The organism is Pseudomonas sp. DR 5-09, from assembly GCF_001655595.1.
GTDB classification, from domain to species: domain Bacteria; phylum Pseudomonadota; class Gammaproteobacteria; order Pseudomonadales; family Pseudomonadaceae; genus Aquipseudomonas; species Aquipseudomonas pharyngis.
Genome location: NZ_CP011566.1, coordinates 1,944,062 through 1,961,308, shown reverse-complemented (window position 1 = coordinate 1,961,308; position 17,247 = coordinate 1,944,062). Strand labels below are relative to the sequence as shown.

General features: G+C 59.6%; 17 protein-coding genes and 1 tRNA gene. 9 read left to right on the top strand and 9 right to left on the bottom strand.

Annotation, left to right across the window (positions count from 1 at the left end; translation table 11 throughout):
- Positions 1–35: 35 nt before the first annotated feature.
- The gene (locus PDR5_RS08925) at positions 36–1,580 is read left to right on the top strand and encodes an NCS1 family nucleobase:cation symporter-1 (protein WP_064594659.1); all 1,545 of its coding nucleotides are present in this window, start codon (positions 36–38) and stop codon (positions 1,578–1,580) included.
- Between the two features lie 54 nt (positions 1,581–1,634).
- Positions 1,635–2,363: an aspartate/glutamate racemase family protein gene (locus PDR5_RS08920; RefSeq protein WP_064594658.1), complete on the top strand. Its 729-nt coding sequence runs from the start codon at positions 1,635–1,637 to the stop codon at positions 2,361–2,363.
- On the opposite strand, the gene PDR5_RS08915 is transcribed toward PDR5_RS08920, so the two are convergent.
- Positions 2,332–3,273, bottom strand: a complete 942-nt coding sequence (locus PDR5_RS08915) for a LysR family transcriptional regulator (protein ID WP_064600729.1) — start codon at positions 3,271–3,273, stop codon at positions 2,332–2,334. The two genes, PDR5_RS08920 and PDR5_RS08915, sit on opposite strands and share 32 nt — an antisense overlap.
- A 125-nt stretch (positions 3,274–3,398) precedes the next feature.
- Here PDR5_RS08915 and PDR5_RS08910 point away from each other — a divergent pair, with 125 nt between their 5' ends.
- Complete coding sequence (locus PDR5_RS08910; protein ID WP_039769965.1) at positions 3,399–4,145, top strand: 3-oxoacyl-ACP reductase family protein; 747 nt, start codon at positions 3,399–3,401, stop codon at positions 4,143–4,145.
- Between the two features lie 76 nt (positions 4,146–4,221).
- On the opposite strand, the gene PDR5_RS08905 is transcribed toward PDR5_RS08910, so the two are convergent.
- The gene (locus tag PDR5_RS08905; RefSeq protein WP_064594656.1) at positions 4,222–4,917 is read right to left on the bottom strand and encodes an HAD-IA family hydrolase; all 696 of its coding nucleotides are present in this window, start codon (positions 4,915–4,917) and stop codon (positions 4,222–4,224) included.
- 249 nt (positions 4,918–5,166) lie between these two features.
- On the opposite strand from PDR5_RS08905, the gene PDR5_RS30435 reads away from it, so the two are divergent.
- Entirely contained in the window at positions 5,167–9,942 is a 4,776-nt protein-coding gene (locus PDR5_RS30435; protein WP_082934372.1) for an RHS repeat-associated core domain-containing protein, read from the top strand.
- Entirely contained in the window at positions 9,939–10,367 is a 429-nt protein-coding gene (locus PDR5_RS08895; protein WP_064594654.1) for a DUF6896 domain-containing protein, read from the top strand. The genes PDR5_RS30435 and PDR5_RS08895 overlap by 4 nt, the downstream gene beginning before the upstream one ends.
- 170 nt (positions 10,368–10,537) lie before the next feature.
- Here the strand turns inward: PDR5_RS08895 and PDR5_RS29830 are convergent, their stop codons facing one another.
- The 4 genes from PDR5_RS29830 to PDR5_RS08880 all read right to left on the bottom strand — a co-directional run bounded on the left by PDR5_RS29830 (position 10,538) and on the right by PDR5_RS08880 (position 12,254).
- A complete protein-coding gene (locus PDR5_RS29830) occupies positions 10,538–10,702 on the bottom strand; it encodes a hypothetical protein (protein ID WP_169429543.1) in 165 nt (54 codons plus the stop codon).
- A gap of 122 nt (positions 10,703–10,824) precedes the next feature.
- Complete coding sequence (locus PDR5_RS08890) at positions 10,825–11,247, bottom strand: YMGG-like glycine zipper-containing protein (RefSeq protein ID WP_039769957.1); 423 nt, start codon at positions 11,245–11,247, stop codon at positions 10,825–10,827.
- Between the two features lie 138 nt (positions 11,248–11,385).
- Entirely contained in the window at positions 11,386–11,754 is a 369-nt protein-coding gene (locus tag PDR5_RS08885) for a glycine zipper domain-containing protein (protein ID WP_007952176.1), read from the bottom strand.
- A gap of 311 nt (positions 11,755–12,065) precedes the next feature.
- A complete protein-coding gene (locus PDR5_RS08880; protein ID WP_039769953.1) occupies positions 12,066–12,254 on the bottom strand; it encodes a hypothetical protein in 189 nt (62 codons plus the stop codon).
- Positions 12,255–12,496: 242 nt separating this feature from the next.
- On the opposite strand from PDR5_RS08880, the gene PDR5_RS08875 reads away from it, so the two are divergent.
- Positions 12,497–12,775 carry a hypothetical protein gene (locus PDR5_RS08875; RefSeq protein ID WP_064594653.1) on the top strand — a complete coding sequence of 93 codons (279 nt, stop codon included), beginning with the start codon at positions 12,497–12,499 and terminating at the stop codon, positions 12,773–12,775.
- 42 nt (positions 12,776–12,817) lie between these two features.
- Here PDR5_RS08875 and PDR5_RS08870 read toward each other — a convergent pair whose 3' ends face one another.
- Positions 12,818–13,138 (bottom strand): YbjQ family protein, encoded by a 321-nt coding sequence (locus PDR5_RS08870; protein ID WP_064594651.1) that lies wholly within the window; start codon positions 13,136–13,138, stop codon positions 12,818–12,820.
- 152 nt (positions 13,139–13,290) lie between these two features.
- A tRNA-Ser gene (locus PDR5_RS08865) sits at positions 13,291–13,380 on the bottom strand.
- Positions 13,381–13,687: 307 nt separating this feature from the next.
- Between PDR5_RS08865 and PDR5_RS08860 the strand changes: the two genes are divergently transcribed.
- The 3 genes from PDR5_RS08860 to PDR5_RS08850 all read left to right on the top strand — a co-directional run bounded on the left by PDR5_RS08860 (position 13,688) and on the right by PDR5_RS08850 (position 16,422).
- Positions 13,688–14,377: a crotonase/enoyl-CoA hydratase family protein gene (locus PDR5_RS08860; RefSeq protein WP_064594649.1), complete on the top strand. Its 690-nt coding sequence runs from the start codon at positions 13,688–13,690 to the stop codon at positions 14,375–14,377.
- Between the two features lie 216 nt (positions 14,378–14,593).
- Complete coding sequence (locus tag PDR5_RS08855) at positions 14,594–15,316, top strand: 1-acylglycerol-3-phosphate O-acyltransferase (RefSeq protein ID WP_064600727.1); 723 nt, start codon at positions 14,594–14,596, stop codon at positions 15,314–15,316.
- 134 nt (positions 15,317–15,450) lie between these two features.
- Positions 15,451–16,422 (top strand): magnesium and cobalt transport protein CorA, encoded by a 972-nt coding sequence (locus PDR5_RS08850; protein ID WP_064594647.1) that lies wholly within the window; start codon positions 15,451–15,453, stop codon positions 16,420–16,422.
- A gap of 39 nt (positions 16,423–16,461) precedes the next feature.
- Here the strand turns inward: PDR5_RS08850 and PDR5_RS08845 are convergent, their stop codons facing one another.
- Complete coding sequence (locus tag PDR5_RS08845; RefSeq protein ID WP_007959955.1) at positions 16,462–17,184, bottom strand: amidotransferase; 723 nt, start codon at positions 17,182–17,184, stop codon at positions 16,462–16,464.
- Positions 17,185–17,247: the final 63 nt, after the last annotated feature.

Here is a 17,247-nt window from a genome sequence, read left to right as displayed (position 1 = left end):
AGTCATCGCGACCCGGACATCAGGAGCCTGCCGGAATGCGTACGAGTCTCTCCAATAACAACATCGCGCTGAATCTGCCCGCCTCTTCCACCCTCGACCACAGCGTGCCCGGTGACGGGATCGCCGAACCGCTGCAATTGAGCCCGCGTCTGCACAACAGTGACCTCGCACCGACCAAGGTCGAAGGACGGCGTTGGGGCAAATACAGCATCTTTGCCCTGTGGACCAACGATGTGCACAACATCGCCAATTACTCGTTTGCCATCGGTCTGTACGCCTTGGGCCTGGGCGGCTGGCAGATTCTGCTGTCGCTGGGGATCGGCGCGGCGCTGGTGTATTTCTTCATGAACCTGTCCGGCTATATGGGGCAGAAAACCGGGGTGCCGTTTCCAGTGATCAGCCGGATCAGTTTCGGCATTCATGGGGCACAGATTCCTGCATTGATCCGGGCGGTGATCGCCATCGCCTGGTTCGGGATTCAGACGTACCTGGCGTCAGTGGTATTTCGCGTGCTGCTCACGGCGATCCATCCCGGTTTCGCCGACTACGACCACAACTCGATCCTCGGTCTGTCGAGCCTGGGCTGGGTGTGTTTCGTGGCGATCTGGTTCGTGCAACTGGCGATTCTGGCCTACGGCATGGAAATGGTGCGCCGCTACGAAGCCTTTGCCGGGCCGGTGATTCTGCTGACCGTCGCCTGCCTCGCCGCGTGGATGTACACCCAGGCCAACGCGACCATTGCCTGGTCGATCCGCGAACCCCTGACCGGCGGTGAGATGTGGCGCAACATCTTTGCTGGCGGCGCCTTGTGGCTGGCGATCTACGGCACGTTGATCCTCAACTTCTGCGACTTCGCCCGCTCTTCACCGTGCCGCAAAACCATCAAGGTCGGAAATTTCTGGGGCCTGCCGGTCAATATTCTGGTGTTCGCCGGGATCACCGTCCTGCTGTGCGGTGCGCAATTTCAGATCAACGGGCGGATCATCGAAAGCCCGACCGAAATCATTGCGTCGATCCCCAACACGTTCTTTCTGGTGCTCGGCTGCCTGGCGTTCCTGATCGTCACCGTGGCGGTGAACATCATGGCCAATTTCGTCGCCCCGGCCTTCGTGCTCAGCAACCTGGCGCCGAAATACCTGACCTTCCGCCGCGCCGGGCTGATCAGCGCAACGATTGCTGTGCTGATCCTGCCGTGGAACCTCTACAACAGCCCGCTGGTGATCGTGTATTTCCTGTCCGGCCTCGGCGCCCTGCTCGGCCCGCTGTACGGCGTGATCATGGTCGACTACTGGTTGATCCGCAAAGGCCGGATCCACGTGCCGCAGCTGTACAGCGAACACCCGAACGGTGCGTATTACTACAGTCGCGGGGTCAATCTGCGGGCGGTCGCAGCGTTTATTCCGGCCGCCTTGATCGCGATCGTCCTGGCGCTGGTGCCGGGCTTCCACAGCGTTTCGCCCTTCTCCTGGCTGATCGGCGCCGGCATTGCCGGGATGCTCTACCTGATCATCGCCAAACGCCAGCCGCACTACGCCGATGTCGACGGTGAAGCCATCGCCGTCGACAACGTCAGCCACTGAATCTTTTGGCAGCCCTTCACCGGGCTGCAGAACCAACCGTAATAAGGACTTCCCATGCGCATTCTCGTGGTCAACGTCAACACCACCGAATCCATCACTCAGGCCATCGCTCGTTCGGCGCAGGCTGTCGCTTCCCCCGGCACCGAGATTGTCGGCCTGACGCCATACTTCGGCGCCGATTCAGTCGAGGGCAATTTCGAAAGTTATCTGGCGGCCATCGCCGTGATGGACCGGGTGATGTCCTACGACCAGCCGTTCGACGCGGTGATCCAGGCCGGCTACGGCGAGCACGGTCGCGAAGGTTTGCAGGAGTTGCTCAACGTGCCGGTGGTAGACATCACCGACGCGGCGGCCAGCACCGCGATGTACCTCGGCCACGCCTATTCGGTGGTCACCACCCTGGATCGCACCGTGCCGTTGATCGAGGATCGGCTGAAACTCTCCGGCCTGTGGGATCGCTGCGCCTCGGTGCGCGCCAGTGGCCTGGCGGTTCTGGAGCTGGAACACGAGCCGCAACGGGCGCTGGAAGCGATCGTGCATCAGGCGGAACTGGCGGTGACTCAGGATAAAGCCGAAGTGATCTGCCTGGGTTGCGGCGGCATGGCCGGGCTCGACGAGCAGATCCGTCAGCGCACCGGGGTGCCGGTGGTGGATGGCGTCACGGCAGCCGTGACCATCGCCGAATCGCTGGTGCGACTGGGCCTGTCGACGTCCAAGGTGCGGACTTACGCAACGCCACGTCCGAAAACCATCATCGGCTGGCCAGCACGTTTTGCGCGTTGAAACGTTCGGCGAGGCCCAGGGTTGAAAACTGCTCGATGACAAAATCGACGAACGCTCGGGTCTTGCCCGGCAGCAATTTGTGTTCGGCGTAATAGATGGAGATGTTGCCGTCGTCGACGTACCAGTCCGGCAGGACCCGCTGCAACGTCCCCGCCTCAAGATAGCCGACCGCAAACGGCATGCTCACCAACGCAATCCCCAACCCCTGCGCCGCCGTGGCGCAGGCGGCTTCGGAATCGCTCATGGTCATTCGTGCCTTGAGCGTCAGCGGGCTGTGTTGTTGCGTGCGGTGAGTCAACTGCCAGGAGCGCACGCGACCGGTTTGCGGTGAGCGGATCAGGATGCCGTCGTGCAGCTTGAGCTCGTCCGGCTCGCTGATCGGCGCGTATCGATCCAGATAATCCTTCGAGGCCACCAACACCCGATGCGCCGGCGTCAGCCTGCGGGCGACCACGCCTTGGGGCAGCTCGAAACCACCGCCAATCGCTGCGTCGAATCCTTGGCCGATCAGATCGACCTGGCGGTTATCGAAGTGCCAGTCCGGGTTGATCGCCGGAAATCTTTTCAGGAACTCCCCCAGCAACGGCACGATATACAAGCGGCCGAACACCGTGCCCATGCTGACTTTCAGCGTGCCCGCTGGTTGACCGCCGGCGCTGGCCAGATTGTTCACGGCGTTCTGGATGGTGGTGAGACTGCCGCTGACCTCACTCAGAAACAACTGCCCCGCTTCCGTCAGGGTCAACCGACGGGTGCTACGCTGGAACAGCCTCACGCCGAGGCGCGCTTCCAGTTTCGCCACGCTTTTGCCCACGGCGGCCGGTGTCAGGCTCAGGCGTCGCGCGGCCTCGGCAAAGCTGCCGACTTCGGCGCTGCGCACGAAGCATTCGATACTGCTGAAGGTTTCCATGGCGGCCATTCTAAACTTTTGGTTTACACAGACTATAGCAACCACGGTCTACCCGCCTATTGGCGAGGGGCAGATACTCGACACCACACCAAGGCAGCCTGCCTTGAAACTTCTGGAGATCGAACATGACCACTCAACACCTCAGCGGTAAAGTCGCTCTGATTCAAGGCGGCTCTCGCGGCATAGGTGCCGCCATCGTCAAGCGCCTGGCCGCTGAAGGCGCCGCGGTTGCCTTTACCTACGTCAGCTCGGCCGCCAAGGCTGAAGAACTGCAAAACAGCATCACCGCCACCGGCGGCAAAGCCCTGGCGATCAAGGCTGACAGCGCCGACGCAGGTGCCATCCGCAACGCGGTGAACGCCACTGTCGAAACCTTTGGCCGCCTCGACATCCTGGTCAACAACGCCGGTGTGCTGGCCGTCGCGCCGCTGGAAGACTTCAAACTGGAAGACTTCGACCAGACCCTGGCAATCAACGTACGCAGCGTGTTCATCGCCAGCCAGGAAGCCGCCAGACACATGGGCGAAGGCTCGCGCATCATCAACATCGGCAGCACCAACGCCGACCGCATGCCCTTCGCCGGTGGTGGCGTGTATGCGATGAGCAAATCCGCACTGGTCGGCCTGACCAAAGGCTTGGCCCGCGACCTCGGCCCACGGGGCATCACCATCAACAACGTGCAACCCGGTCCGGTCGATACCGACATGAACCCGGCTCATGGCGAGTTCGCCGACAGCCTGATCCCGCTGATGGCGGTGGGTCGCTACGGTAAAGCCGAGGAAATCGCCAGCTTCGTGGCCTACCTTGCCAGCCCGGAGGCCGGTTACATCACCGGTGCCAGCCTGACCATCGACGGTGGTTTCGGCGCCTGATTGATCAGATAGTCGATAACGAAAAACGCCGCCCCTCCTTTGACAGAGGGGCGGCGTTTTTATGTCGGCGGTTTGATCAGGCCCAGTCGAGCGCCGGCAATCCGCACGCACTCGGCGTGAACGCTTTCAACGTACGAAGAATCCCGTCGGCGTGTGCGTATTTTTCATCGGCCATGGCGGCATCGGGAATGGCGATGGCAGTCATGCCGGCTGCTTTCGCGGCTGTCACGCCGAATGGCGAATCTTCGAACACCAGGCAATCTTCCGGCGCCACACCCAGGCGGCGAGCGGCGGTGAGGAAGATGTCCGGTGCCGGTTTGGCTGCGGCGACTTCCGGGTCGTCAGCGGTGACGATGAAGTCGAACAGCGCGAACCAGTCGCGGTGCAAGGTGGTTTTCTGACCGAACGACTGACGCGATGAGCTGGTACCGACCGCAATCGGAATGTTGTGCGCCTTGAGGTGACGGATCAGTTCCTCGGCGCCCGGCATCGCTTGCGCGGTGGGAAAACGCTCGCGCATCAGCGGCTCGCGGATCACCAGAAACTCTTCGGCGGTGATCGGCAGGTCCAGCGCCTCAACCACGTAGCGCGCCAGATCGCCAGCGCCGCGACCAATGATGTTCTGCTTGATGCTCCAGTCGAAGGTACGCCCGTAACGCGCGGCAATCAGTGAGGTGACCTCGGTGTAGATGCCCTCGGTGTCCAGCAGCAAACCGTCCATGTCGAAAATCACGGCCTTGATCGGGCCAAACGCCTTCAGCGGTGCATTCATCATCGGATCCGTTATCAAAGACATCCCGAGCGGCGTGGATAGCGCCGCTGCTCGGATCTGATTAAAGGGTTCAGCAGCATAACGAGCGCAGCCGAGGTTGAGCAACGGGCAATGTCGGTTGTCCGCCGAACGCCCTCCCGCACATTTAGAGAATCGCCCTACAGACATCGCCTACTCGGCTGACTTCTTTCCTGTTCGATCCCCCGCAAAGTTTCGCGCCATTCCCCCGATGCGCGCGAGTGACTGCCAATGCTTCCACCTGATCCACTCCTGAAATTGAACAACAGCATCGGTTTGCTGGTGGTCGCTGCGCTGAACCCTGATCAGCCCGATGTCGAAAAGCTGTTTCAGGAGTTTCGCCTTTGTCTCAACAACTATGACGCCTGGGCCGAGCAGTTCTGGATGGGCACCGCGCTGGGTGTCGAGCAGGTGTTCAAGGTCGGCAACGATGTCCGGCTCAGTGCACCGGTTGGCAGCCGCGGACCCATCAGTTCCTCGGTGGTCATGTGCCCCGCCACCGGCCCCCTGACGCTGGTGCACATGTTCGAAGCCGCACGGTTTGTGCCGATCGGCGACACCCCAGTGATCCTTGAACCGGTGATTTCCGATGTCGACGGCGTTTTGGGGTTCGGCGAACCGCTGCATCACACCATCGGCCCCAGCGGCATTCTCGAGGTCAGCGACTGCGACCGGGGCCAGCGTTATCGCATCACCTTCTTTCCCGATGTTTCCACTGCGCATATCCGGACGTTATACGCCTCGTATCAAGGCCTCATCGATGGTCTGGAAGGCTGGTTACGTGAGGAATGGAAAGGGTTTCAACCGCAGTGGACAGAGTTTTCCAGCGCCGGCTTCACCGAGCGTTACGGGCAGTTGCAACAGGCTGACTGGCACGGTTTCGAATCCGCCCTGAATGGCGTCTGGGATGACGTGAAGCAACTGTTCGCGTTGCTCGCCGATTTGCAGGCCAACAGCGAAAAGCTTCTGCAGTACCTGTCCAGCGCTGAGCTGGATGCCTTGCTTGAGGCGTCTTCCGAGGCCATCGCCAATGGCCTGCTGATGCTCAGCGATGAGCCATTGCTGTTCATTTATCTGGCGGCCTTTACCAGTTGGCTGAAGATGCTGCCGCCGCAGTATCTGGCCGAGGTGGTGGCTGAGGTTCGGGCCGAACTGCTGGTCAGTTTTCTGTTGATGTGTGTGTCGGGTGGCATGGGTGTGCCGCTGCGGTTGAGCACCCAGGTACTGGGCAAGATCAAGGCACCCCGTGCGCGGGAATGGCTGGCGGCATCGGCGTTGCGGCTGGCAGAGCTGACCTCGGCGCCTGACCTGACCCGCCATGCGAGCGCTTTGAAACCGTTGATGGTCAATGCGCGGCAGGCGCCATTACGGCCGACACCGGCCATTCCGCTGGAAATTCGTACGGCCGATTCGCTGGTACTGACGGTGCCCAATCCGGCGGCCATTGCCCGCGACAAGTCCCACGGCATGACACGAATGGAACGGCATGAGCCTCGGGATGATGCTTCGGATCAGGCGAAAAATCCCAACGGCGACAGTGCCGATTGTGCGCCGCTGACCTGCACCAATGGCTGTCCGGTGTCGATGGTCACCGGCGAAGAACTGTTGACGCTGACCGATGGTGTGCTCGATGGGCTGCTGCCATTCGAGTTCAGCCGGTTGTACCGCAGCAGTGCGGCCGAGATCGATGTTGGGTTGGGGTTTGGCTGGAGTCATTCGCTGGCGCATCGGCTGGAGATTGATGGCGCTTCGGTGGTCTGGGTCGACCATGAGAACCGGCGCACGCGGTTTCCGCTGCCGAATGTCGAGCGGCCGGCCATTCACAACAGCTTGTCGCGGGCGGCGATCTTTTTGGGGGATGAGCCGGAGGAGTTGATCGTTGCGCTGGCGGGGGACGCTGCGCGGTTTTATCACTTTCGGGTTGGGCGTCTGACGGCTGTCAGCGATGCCTACGGTAACCGGTTGCGTATTACGCGGGATCGTCTGGATCGCGTTGAGCGCCTCGACAACGGCGCTGGCCGTTCCTTGTTGCTGCGCTATGAGCGAGCGCATATGGTTGCGGTCGATTATCAGGTTTGGCGCGATGCGGTCTGGCGCACCGAGCAGACGCTGGCCAGCTACCGCTTTGATGCCCGCCATCGATTGATCGAGGCGTCCAACGCGGTCGGCGAGTGCGAGCGTTACGACTACGACGACCAGCACGTCATCCTGCAACGGCAGCTGGCCGGCGGCGCGAGCTTCTTCTGGGAGTGGGAGCGTGCCGGCAAGGCAGCGCGTTGCGTGCGGCACTGGGCGTCGTTTTCGCAGATGGATACGCGTTACGTCTGGGATGACGCCGGCAGTGTCACGGTGCAGTACGTCGACGGCACTGAAGAAACCTACGTCCACGACGATACGGCGCGGCTGGTGCGTCAGGTCGCCGCCGATGGTGGCGAACAGCTCAAGGCCTACGACGCGCAGGGCCGATTGGTCGCCGAGCAGGATGCGCTGGGGGCGGTCACCGAGTACCGCTACGACGATGCCGGACGGCTGATCGCGCTGATTCCGCCGGACGATGCGCCGACGTCCTACGAATACCGCAACGGTTTCCTGCACAGCCGTTCCCGTGGCGATGCGGTGTGGACGTACCGGCGCAATGCCCAGGGTGATATCACCGAAGCGGTCGACCCGGATGGCCACGTCACCCATTACCACTACGACGCGCAGGGGCGGTTGCTGTCGATCCGTTATCCGGACAGTGGCCGCCATGTGTTCGTGTGGAACGGCCTGGGCCAGTTGGTCGAGGAGAGCTTGCCGGACGGTGGGGTTCGCAAGTTTTCCTACGATGCCTTGGGGCGGCGGACGACGGTTCAGGACGAACATGGCGCGGTCACCCGTCATGCGTGGGACGCCGTTGGCCGGCTGATCCAGACCACCTCGCCGAATGGCGCCACCCGCGCCTGGTCCTACAGCGCCTACGGCCAGATCACCGCCGAACGCGATGAACTGGGGCGCATCACCCGCTACGAATATGACGATGACCTGCATTTGGTCAGCCGGCGGATCAATCCCGACGGCACCCGGCTGCAGTACCGCTACGACCATGCGCAGCTGCTGCTGACGGAAATCGAGAACGAGTCGGGCGAAAAGTACCGGCTGGACTACACGCCTACCGGACTGATCCGACAGGAAACCGGCTTCGATGGCCGGCGTACGGCGTATGCCTACGACCGCAACGGTCACCTGCTGGAAAAGACCGAGTTCGGCGACGACGGCTCGACGCTGGTCACCACTTACCAGCGCGACAGCGCCGGGCGATTGCTGCTCAAGACCCTGCCGGACGGGGTCGAGGTCAGCTACCGCTATGACCGCCTCGGTCGACTGGTCGGCGTGGATGACGGCCAGGATCACCCGCTGGCCTTCGAATACGACCTGCAGGACCGGCTGGTGCGCGAGCATCAGGGCTGGGGCACCTTGCGTTACACCTATGACGCCTGCGGCCAGCTCACTCGCATGCGTCTGCCGGACAACAGCAAGCTCGACTACCACTACGCCAAGGGCGGCGCGCTGACCGCGGTCGACCTCAATGGCGCCTTGCTCACTCGCCACATCTACCAGAACGGCCGCGAACAGCAACGCCAGCAAGGCCTGCTGCTCAGCGAATATGCCTACGACGAACAGGGCCGGTTGCGGGTTCATTCTGTTCATCAACATGACCGCGCGCTGTACCTGCGCCACTACAGTTACGCGGTCAATGGCAACCTGGCGTCTATCGCCGACAGTCGTCACGGTCAACGTAGCTATTACTACGACGCCCTCGACCGTCTGGCCAGCGTACGCCACACCCGCGACGACCTGCCGGAAACCTTCGCTCACGACCCGGCCGGCAACCTCCTGCTGCAGGACCGTCCGGGGCCGGCACAGATCAAGGGCAATCGCCTGCTGATGCAGGGCGACCGTCATTACGACTACGACGCCTTCGGCAACCTGATCCGCGAACGCCGCGGCCGCGCGCAACAACTTGTCACCGAATACCGCTACGACAGCCAGCACCGCCTGATCGGCCTGACCCGCCCCGACGGCACCAGCGCCAGCTACCAGTACGACGCCTTCGGCCGGCGCATCCGCAAGACCGTCAATGGCCAGACCACCGAGTTTTTCTGGCAAGGCGACCACCTGATCGCCGAAAGCAGTAAAGAACAACACCGCAGCTTCATCTACGAACCCGGCACCTTCCGCCCGCTGGCGATGCTCGACGGCAAAGGCCCGAAACGCGCCTGCCCGTTCTACTACCAACTCGACCACCTCGGCACCCCGCAGGAACTGACGGATTACAGCGGCGAGATCGTCTGGTCCGCCAAATACAGCGCCTACGGCAAAGTCACCTCGCTGGAACTCGCGACCGAGGATTACCTGAATCAGCCGCTGCGCTTTCAGGGGCAGTACTTCGATGAGGAAAGCGGGCTGCATTACAACCGGCACCGGTATTACGACCCGGACGTGGGCCGGTACCTGACGCCGGATCCGGTGAAGCTGGCGGGTGGGTTGAATCAGTACCGGTACGTACCAAATCCGACGGGGTGGGTGGATCCGTTGGGGTTGACGTCCAATTGCCCGCCGCCGAACAAGCCGGGATGTCCGGTTCCAGATGAAAGTAATGGGGTTAAGGTTGATCAGGGGGAACCGAATCTACCGGAGATTGCTCAAAATATAGATCCAAAAATTTTGAAGCGAGTACATACAATAGAGGGAAAAACCTCAACCAAGAAAGTTGACAACTTTAAAAATAAAATGCGTGACGGTTACAACTCAGCATATCCCATTGACGTTATAGAACATGACGGCAGCCTATACATACTGGACGGACACCATCGTGCAGCGGCTGCACGGCAAACTGCGACCAACGTGACAATTAGACTCATAACCGATCTCAACACATACAACGGCTCTCTAAAAAGCATTGAGGACGTATTAGACTCAGCAAATAATGTAGGTTTAGACAGATTGGAGCACCGGAGGAGAAGATGAGTAATCAAAATGAAGCTTTGGAAATCCTGATAAATGACTTCATCTCCACAGTGGAGTCTGGCACCTTGGTATTTGAGCGTGAATTTGGCACCCGAGATATTCGAAGGCTCTGGCATACAAAGGCAATAGAGCGATGCGGAACAGTCACTGGAGGCGTTAAGTATGAATTACATGGAATAGGATGCTTTATCCACTTACCGAAAGAAACCGTAGACTTTGACTATGGCCCTAACGGTGAAATCAATGGATTTGATATTTGGCGCCTATACAACTTCGCTTGCGATAGACCATCCAAGCATAAAAAATATTGCGATGAAGAAATTGTTGAAAAAGAATTCATAGAATATGTAAAGCTGAAAAAAATCAAAAAAATGTCAGCCATAAGTAATCTTTATATATTGGCTGACTCGAGAGATGCAGATTAGGCGACACCACAAAAAAGGGCCTGTTGACTCAGGCCCTTAAAACCAATCCAAACTCGCCTCCCTCACACCCATTCAAGATGCTATCTAAACGGACAGGACGCGAATATTGGTGGAGAAAATATTGAAGTCTCATTTAGGTGTGCACCAAGCTCAATGAAGGGAGTGCCCGTTCACTCATCATCATCAAAATCCTCATACTCAAGCTCTTCCTCACCCTCCATAAGCGGAACCGTCGCATCATCCATCAACGACCCCGGATCTTCATTCCCCGGATCATTGATAAACGGCAATCCGCTGGGGCCTTTTTCTTCCTTGCCTTCGGTTTCGGGGGTCATGGCGCACCTCATTAATCTCAAATGTGTAAACGTTCGAAAAGTATGGCCGCTAATCGTTCCAGCGCATGACGCGCAGGCGCAAAAAACCCGGCATAAAGCCGGGTTTCCGTAGAACCGGTCACTCAACGATGACGATTCTTGTGTTTGTACTTGTGCTTATGACCACCGCCGGAGTGCGACTTGCCGCCGTCGTCACCCAGGTTGTTGCCGACCGCGCCACCCGCCGCGCCGCCCAAGCCTGCGCCGATGGTCGAACCGGTGGAGCCGCCGAGGCTGTTGCCGATCACTGAACCGCCAGCGGCACCGAGGCCACCGCCAATGGCGGCTTCCGTGCGATTGCGTTTGTTCGCGCCGACGGCACTACCGGCCGCGCCACCAACGCCAGCACCCACCGCAGCACCGGTGCTGCCGCCGAGTTGGCCGCCAACCACGTTGCCCAGCGCGCCACCCAATCCGCCACCCACGGCGGCTGTGCCATCACCAGCGGCCATGGCGCCTTGGGCCACCAGTAATCCCAAAACCAATGCGGATAATGTCAAGCGCATACAGACCTCACAGGTCCCGGATCGGGACGGTTCGCCCGCGGAGGGGGGCTATGTGGCATTGGAGGCGAATTCGGGAAAAACGTTCAGCAACGAAAAGGCCCGGCATCAAACCGGGCCTTTTCAGACACGCGTTGGCAATCAGTGACGTTTGTGACCCTTGGACAGGTTGCTGCCCACCGCACCACCGGCTGCGCCGCCCAGGCCAGCACCGATGGTGGCGCCCGTTCTGCCACCCAGGCTGTTGCCGATGACCGAACCGCCCGCCGCACCGACGCCGCCGCCGATGGCTGCTTTGGTACGGGCACCTTTTTTGGCAGCCAGTGCACTGCCGGCCGCACCCGCTACACCAGCACCAATCGCTGCACCGGTGCTGCCGCCCATTTTCTGACCAACCACGTTACCCAATGCGCCGCCGAGACCGCCACCCAGTGCGGCGGTACCGTCACCAGCCATTGCACCTTGAGCAACCAGAAGCCCCAGAACCAGAGCAGGCAGAGTTAAACGCATGACGAAAACCTCAACAGAAGGAAGAAAAAAGGGCGCAGATTGAATGCCGTTGTCGCGGCAATGTCCAGCGTTGCAGCGCACTTGGCGCCGATTGGACAGCGGAGATGGAAAAGGTTTTATAACGGACAAAAAAAAGCCCGCTGGGGAGACGGGCTGGAGACTTGCTTTCTAACGGATGGCTTCACCCTACTCAGGCGGGTGTGAAAAGTTTGTGAAAAAAACGGACAAAAGCCTCAATCTAAGTAGGACGCTTCCTCAACAGGCAGGCCATAAAAAACCCCGTTCGATGACGGGGCTCTGCGGGACAGGACTCACTTTCTGGAGCGGGTGGTGACCTTGGGCAGAAACTTCGCCTTCGGGCCCTTGGGTGCCGTGGACTTGATCTTGCCGGTCTGCACCGGATCCTCGCCAAACCCGGCTTGATACTCCGTCTGGCCGCAGCGCACGCAATTGTTGAATGAAAATTCAGCCCCGTCGTCTTCGATGTACGGATCAGTCATCTTTGCTCCCCTTCTCAAATGCGGGCCGACACTGGCAAACCCTTTTGCCTGAAAAAATATCGACCTCCAAGGCTTTTGAGACTATCCGGTCATTCCTGGACTTGTGGTTCAGATCACCCGGAGCCCGACGAATGGCCCACGGAAATTAAACACAATGACGAACCGTTGGTCTCACGCGGCTAAAGATTCCCGGCGACCGGCCGCTGCCCTTTTTCCTACGCAATGAATCTCAAGGAGAGAACATGGAAATCAAAGGATTCCCGACACTGCCTGTTGTAAAGCTCACGGATGAACAGATCGCCGCCGGCAAGGCCGGGGCGGAGAAACTCAAGGAAAAGATCGCTTCGGGTGAAATCGTCATCAAGCAGCCAACCGGACCGAGTCCGTTGCAGCCTGGCGTGATCTACCACCCAGACCCGGTTCAGCCAGTTCAACCCGGCGATACGCCGCCTCTCGTCGCGATAGATACACCACTGACCTACGATTCGAAAGGCACCATCCTGCTCAAACCGCAGGGCTGATTGTCAGCACAGAGCCCATTCCGTTGAATGGGCTCACTAGCCTCAGCGCAACTTGACCGCCGTACCGGTCGCAAACACCACAACCATGCCACCCTTCCCTGCGGGCATGCTGATCTCGAAATCCACCCCGACCACCGCATCCGCCTGCAAGGCCCGCGCGCGCTCCTTGATCTCGTCAGTCGCCTGAACACGCGCTTCCTTCAACGCCCGCTCCAGCGTCTGCGAACGCCCGCCAAAAAAGTCCCGCATACCGGCGAACATATCGCGAATCACATTCACGCCCTGCACCGACTCGGCACTGACGATGTCCAGATACGCCGTAATCTGCCGGCCTTCGATGGATTGGGTGGTGGAAATGATCATGGAGGTCGTCCTTTTACATGCCGGATAAAACCGCGATTGTAATGCCCTGGCAAAGGGAAGCCGAAGCAATCTCTGTGACCAAAAAACCGGGCACCAGAATGCACAAAACCCCTGGCTTCTTTCGAAACCAGGGGTTTTGTTTACATCGAATTTGGCGGTGAAGGAGAGATTCGAACTCTCGATACAGTTTCCTGTATACACACTTTCCAGGCGTGCTCCTTAAGCCACTCGGACACTTCACCGTATCTCTTCAAACATGTTCTGTCTGTCGAGGCGCGCTAATGTAGTCGAAAGCTTTTCTGATGGCAAACTTTTTTTCAGAATTTTCATGCGGTTAAGCGAAAAAGCCGCGACCGCCATCGAGAGTCCATGGCGATCCGGCCAATCTCGGGTAAACGCGGCCCTTCTATATAGACGCGCAGGCGTCAGGCACCGGGCGCGTTGCAGCGCATCGGCCAGTAAACAGTGACTGGCGGGTCAGTCACAGTGCTTTACCTGACCGGCGACGGTGGGTAACGTCTGCCCATCTTTCTTATAAGGAATTGCGCCATGAGCGACCTGATTGCCTACCACCTCGAAGACGGTATCGCGACCCTGACCCTGAGCAACGGCAAGGTCAACGCCATTTCCCCGGACGTGATCGCGGCCTTCAACGCGGCGCTGGATCAGGCGGTGGCGGATCGTGCCATTGTGATCATCACCGGTCAGCCGGGCATTCTCTCTGGCGGCTATGACCTGAAAGTAATGACCGCCGGCCCTAAAGAAGCGGTGTCCCTGGTGACTGCGGGTTCGACCCTGGCCCGTCGTCTGCTGTCGCACCCGTTCCCGGTGATTGTTGCTTGCCCGGGCCATGCCGTGGCCAAGGGCGCGTTCATTCTGTTGTCCGCCGACTATCGGATCGGTGTCGACGGTCCGTTCAGCATTGGTCTGAACGAAGTGCAGATCGGTATGACCATGCACCACGCCGGCATCGAGCTGGCTCGTGATCGTCTGCGTCGCTCGGCCTTCCATCGCTCGGTGATCAATGGTGAGATGTTTGATCCGCAAAGCGCAGTGGATGCCGGTTTCCTCGACAAGGTTGTAGCGGCCGAAGAGCTGCAAGGCGCTGCCCTCGCCGCCGCGCGTCAGTTGAAGAAAATCAACATGACCGCACACAAGAACACCAAGTTGAAAGTACGCAAGGCGCTACTGGAAGCCCTGGACAACGCGATCATTCAGGATCAGGAGCACCTGGGCTGATACCCTGCTCATTCCGATTCAGAAAAGCCCGACCGTCGTGTCGGGCTTTTTCTTACACGCCCAGTTAAAAACTCTGCAGCAGCTCTAGGACGCCTCTGACCAACAAGTCGGAAACATGCGCTTAAACATCGCCCATCTCCGGACTCTATAGCGGCAATTGCCGAAAACAGTGCACATCCGTACACTGCGCCACCTTTTGTCCCGATGGGCCTGAAAATGCTGTTCGTGTTTCGTATGTTGTTGATGGGCCTGCACTTTATTCTGGCGGGAATCCTCGGTGTGATCCTCGGGCTGTGCCGCCCATTCAATCCGGACAACAGTCGCCTGTGCGCCCGTCTCTATGCACTGCCGGCCATGTGCATTTTGCGCCTGCGGGTTAAGGCCGATGTCGGGCCGTTGATGAACAAACCCGACAGCTGCGTGATCATCGCCAACCATCAGTCCAACTATGACCTGTTCGTGTTCGGCAACGTGGTGCCGCGCCGTACCGTGTGCATCGGCAAAAAGAGCCTGAAGTGGGTGCCACTGTTCGGGCAACTGTTCTGGCTGGCGGGCAACGTGTTGATCGATCGTGGGAACGCGCACAAGGCGCGCCAGTCGATGCTGACCACCACCGACACCTTGCAGCACAAAGACACCTCGATCTGGGTGTTCCCGGAAGGCACCCGCAACCTGGGTGAGGAACTGCTGCCATTCAAGAAAGGCGCGTTCCAGATGGCCATCGCCGCCGGGGTGCCGATCGTTCCGGTGTGTGTCAGTAGCTACATCAAGCACATGCGTCTGAACCGCTGGCACAGCGGGAAAGTTCTCATACGCTCGCTGCCGGCGATTCCTACCGTCGGCCTGACCATGGATGACATGCCCATGCTCATCAACCAGTGCCGCGAACAGATGCGCGAATGCATCGATGCGATGGACCGGCAGCTGCAAGCCGCATGAAAAAGAAGCCCGCCCTGTGCGGGTTTTCTTTTGCCCGGTGAACTGTGCAGATTTCACTGACTCTCAAGCAGCGACACGGCTAAGCTGAAGCCATGTCTCCCCTGCCATCTGCCAAGAAGAAGTGAATCACCACCATGGGTCGAGTTGTTGCTGCTGCGGTTTACAGCGCTGGTAAGAAAGTCACCAATATTTCCCTCGACGAAGGCGCGGCCTGGGCCGCCAAGACCGGCCACTTCGTCTGGATCGGCCTCGAAGAGCCGAGCGCCCAGGAACTGTCCAACCTGCAACGCCAGTTCAACCTGCACGAACTGGCCATCGAAGACGCTCTCGAAAAACACAGCCGGCCGAAGCTGGAAACCTTTGGCGACGCGCTGTTCATCGTCACCTACTCGCCGGTGCGCGAGCACGGGATTCTGCAGTTCATCGAAACCCATATCTTCGCTGGTAACGGCTACATCATCACCGCGCGTAACGGTCATTCGGCGTCCTACGCCCAAGTGCGCCAGCGCTGTGAGGCACGGCCGCTGCTGCTGGAACACGGGGAAGATTTCGTACTGTATGCGCTGCTGGATTTCGTGATCGAGAACTATCAGCCGGTGGGCGAAGCGATCCACGCCGAGATCGATGAGCTGGAACGCAACGTGCTGTGCAGTGCGCTCAATGAACACGACATCCAGAAACTCCATGGCCTGCGCCGAGACGTCTTGCGTTTGCGCCGTTACGCGGCGCCGATGGTGGAAATCGGCGAGGAGCTGCAGAAGCTGAGCTTCCCCTTCATCGACAAGAACATGCGCCCGTACTTCCGTGATGTGCAGATCCATGTGACGCGGCAGATGGAAGACCTGACCACCCTGGCCGACATTGCCAGCCAGACCATCGAAATCGGCGTGCTGCTGGAGGCGTCACGCCAGAGCGTGGTGCAGCGCAAATTCGCCGCGTGGGCGGCGATTCTGGCGTTCCCCACGGCAGTGGCGGGGATCTACGGGATGAACTTCCAGAACATGCCGGAGCTGAGCTGGCACTACGGCTATTTCGGCGTGCTGGGCTTTATCACGGTCGGCTGCGTGAGCCTGTGGGCGAGTTTCAAGAAATCCGGCTGGCTATAAGAAAAAACGCCCCCGTGCAAAACACGGGGGCGCCTGGGTTCAAGCAGCGGTCGGCTTGTGCGCCACGAAGCGCATCATCCATTCCGCCACGGTGGTGCCGTGGTGCTGATGTTCCAGGCTGGCCACACCCTTGCTGTACACCTGCTCGCCCAGCGCTTCCTGACGCAGATCCAGCAGCGCCCGCGAATAGTCGTGAATGAATTCCGGATGCCCCTGGAAGCACAGCACCTGATCGTTGATGTGGTACGCGGCGAACGGGCAGAAATCGCTGGAAGCAATCACCGTCGCGTTCTCCGGCAACGCCGTGACCTGATCCTGGTGGCTGATCAACAGCGTCAGCTCTTCGCGCACCGGGCTCATCCACGGCGCCTTGGCCGCCAGTTTGTAGTTGTGAATGCCGACACCCCAGCCTTGAGTAGCACGCTCGCTCTTACCGCCCAGCAACAGCGCCAACAGTTGATGGCCGAAGCACACGCCGAGCAGTTTGTCGCCCCGCTCGTAGCGGGTCAGCAGGTATTGCTTGAGGGTCTGGATCCACGGGTCGGTGCCGAACGAGTCGGCCTTGCTGCCGGTAACCAGATACGCATCGAAGGTCAGGTCATCACTCGGATAGTCGCCCTGCATCACGTTGTACACCGTGAACTCGGCGGCGATCGGCTGTTGCGAGAACAGGCGCTGGAACATCTGCCCGTAACCCTGATATTCATCGACCAGTTCCGGACGCAGGATGTCGGTTTCCAGAATGCAGATGCGTAGCGACATAAAAAATACCTGACACGTGATGGGAATAATGCACACCCCAGAGCCTGCCTTGAAACCACCCGG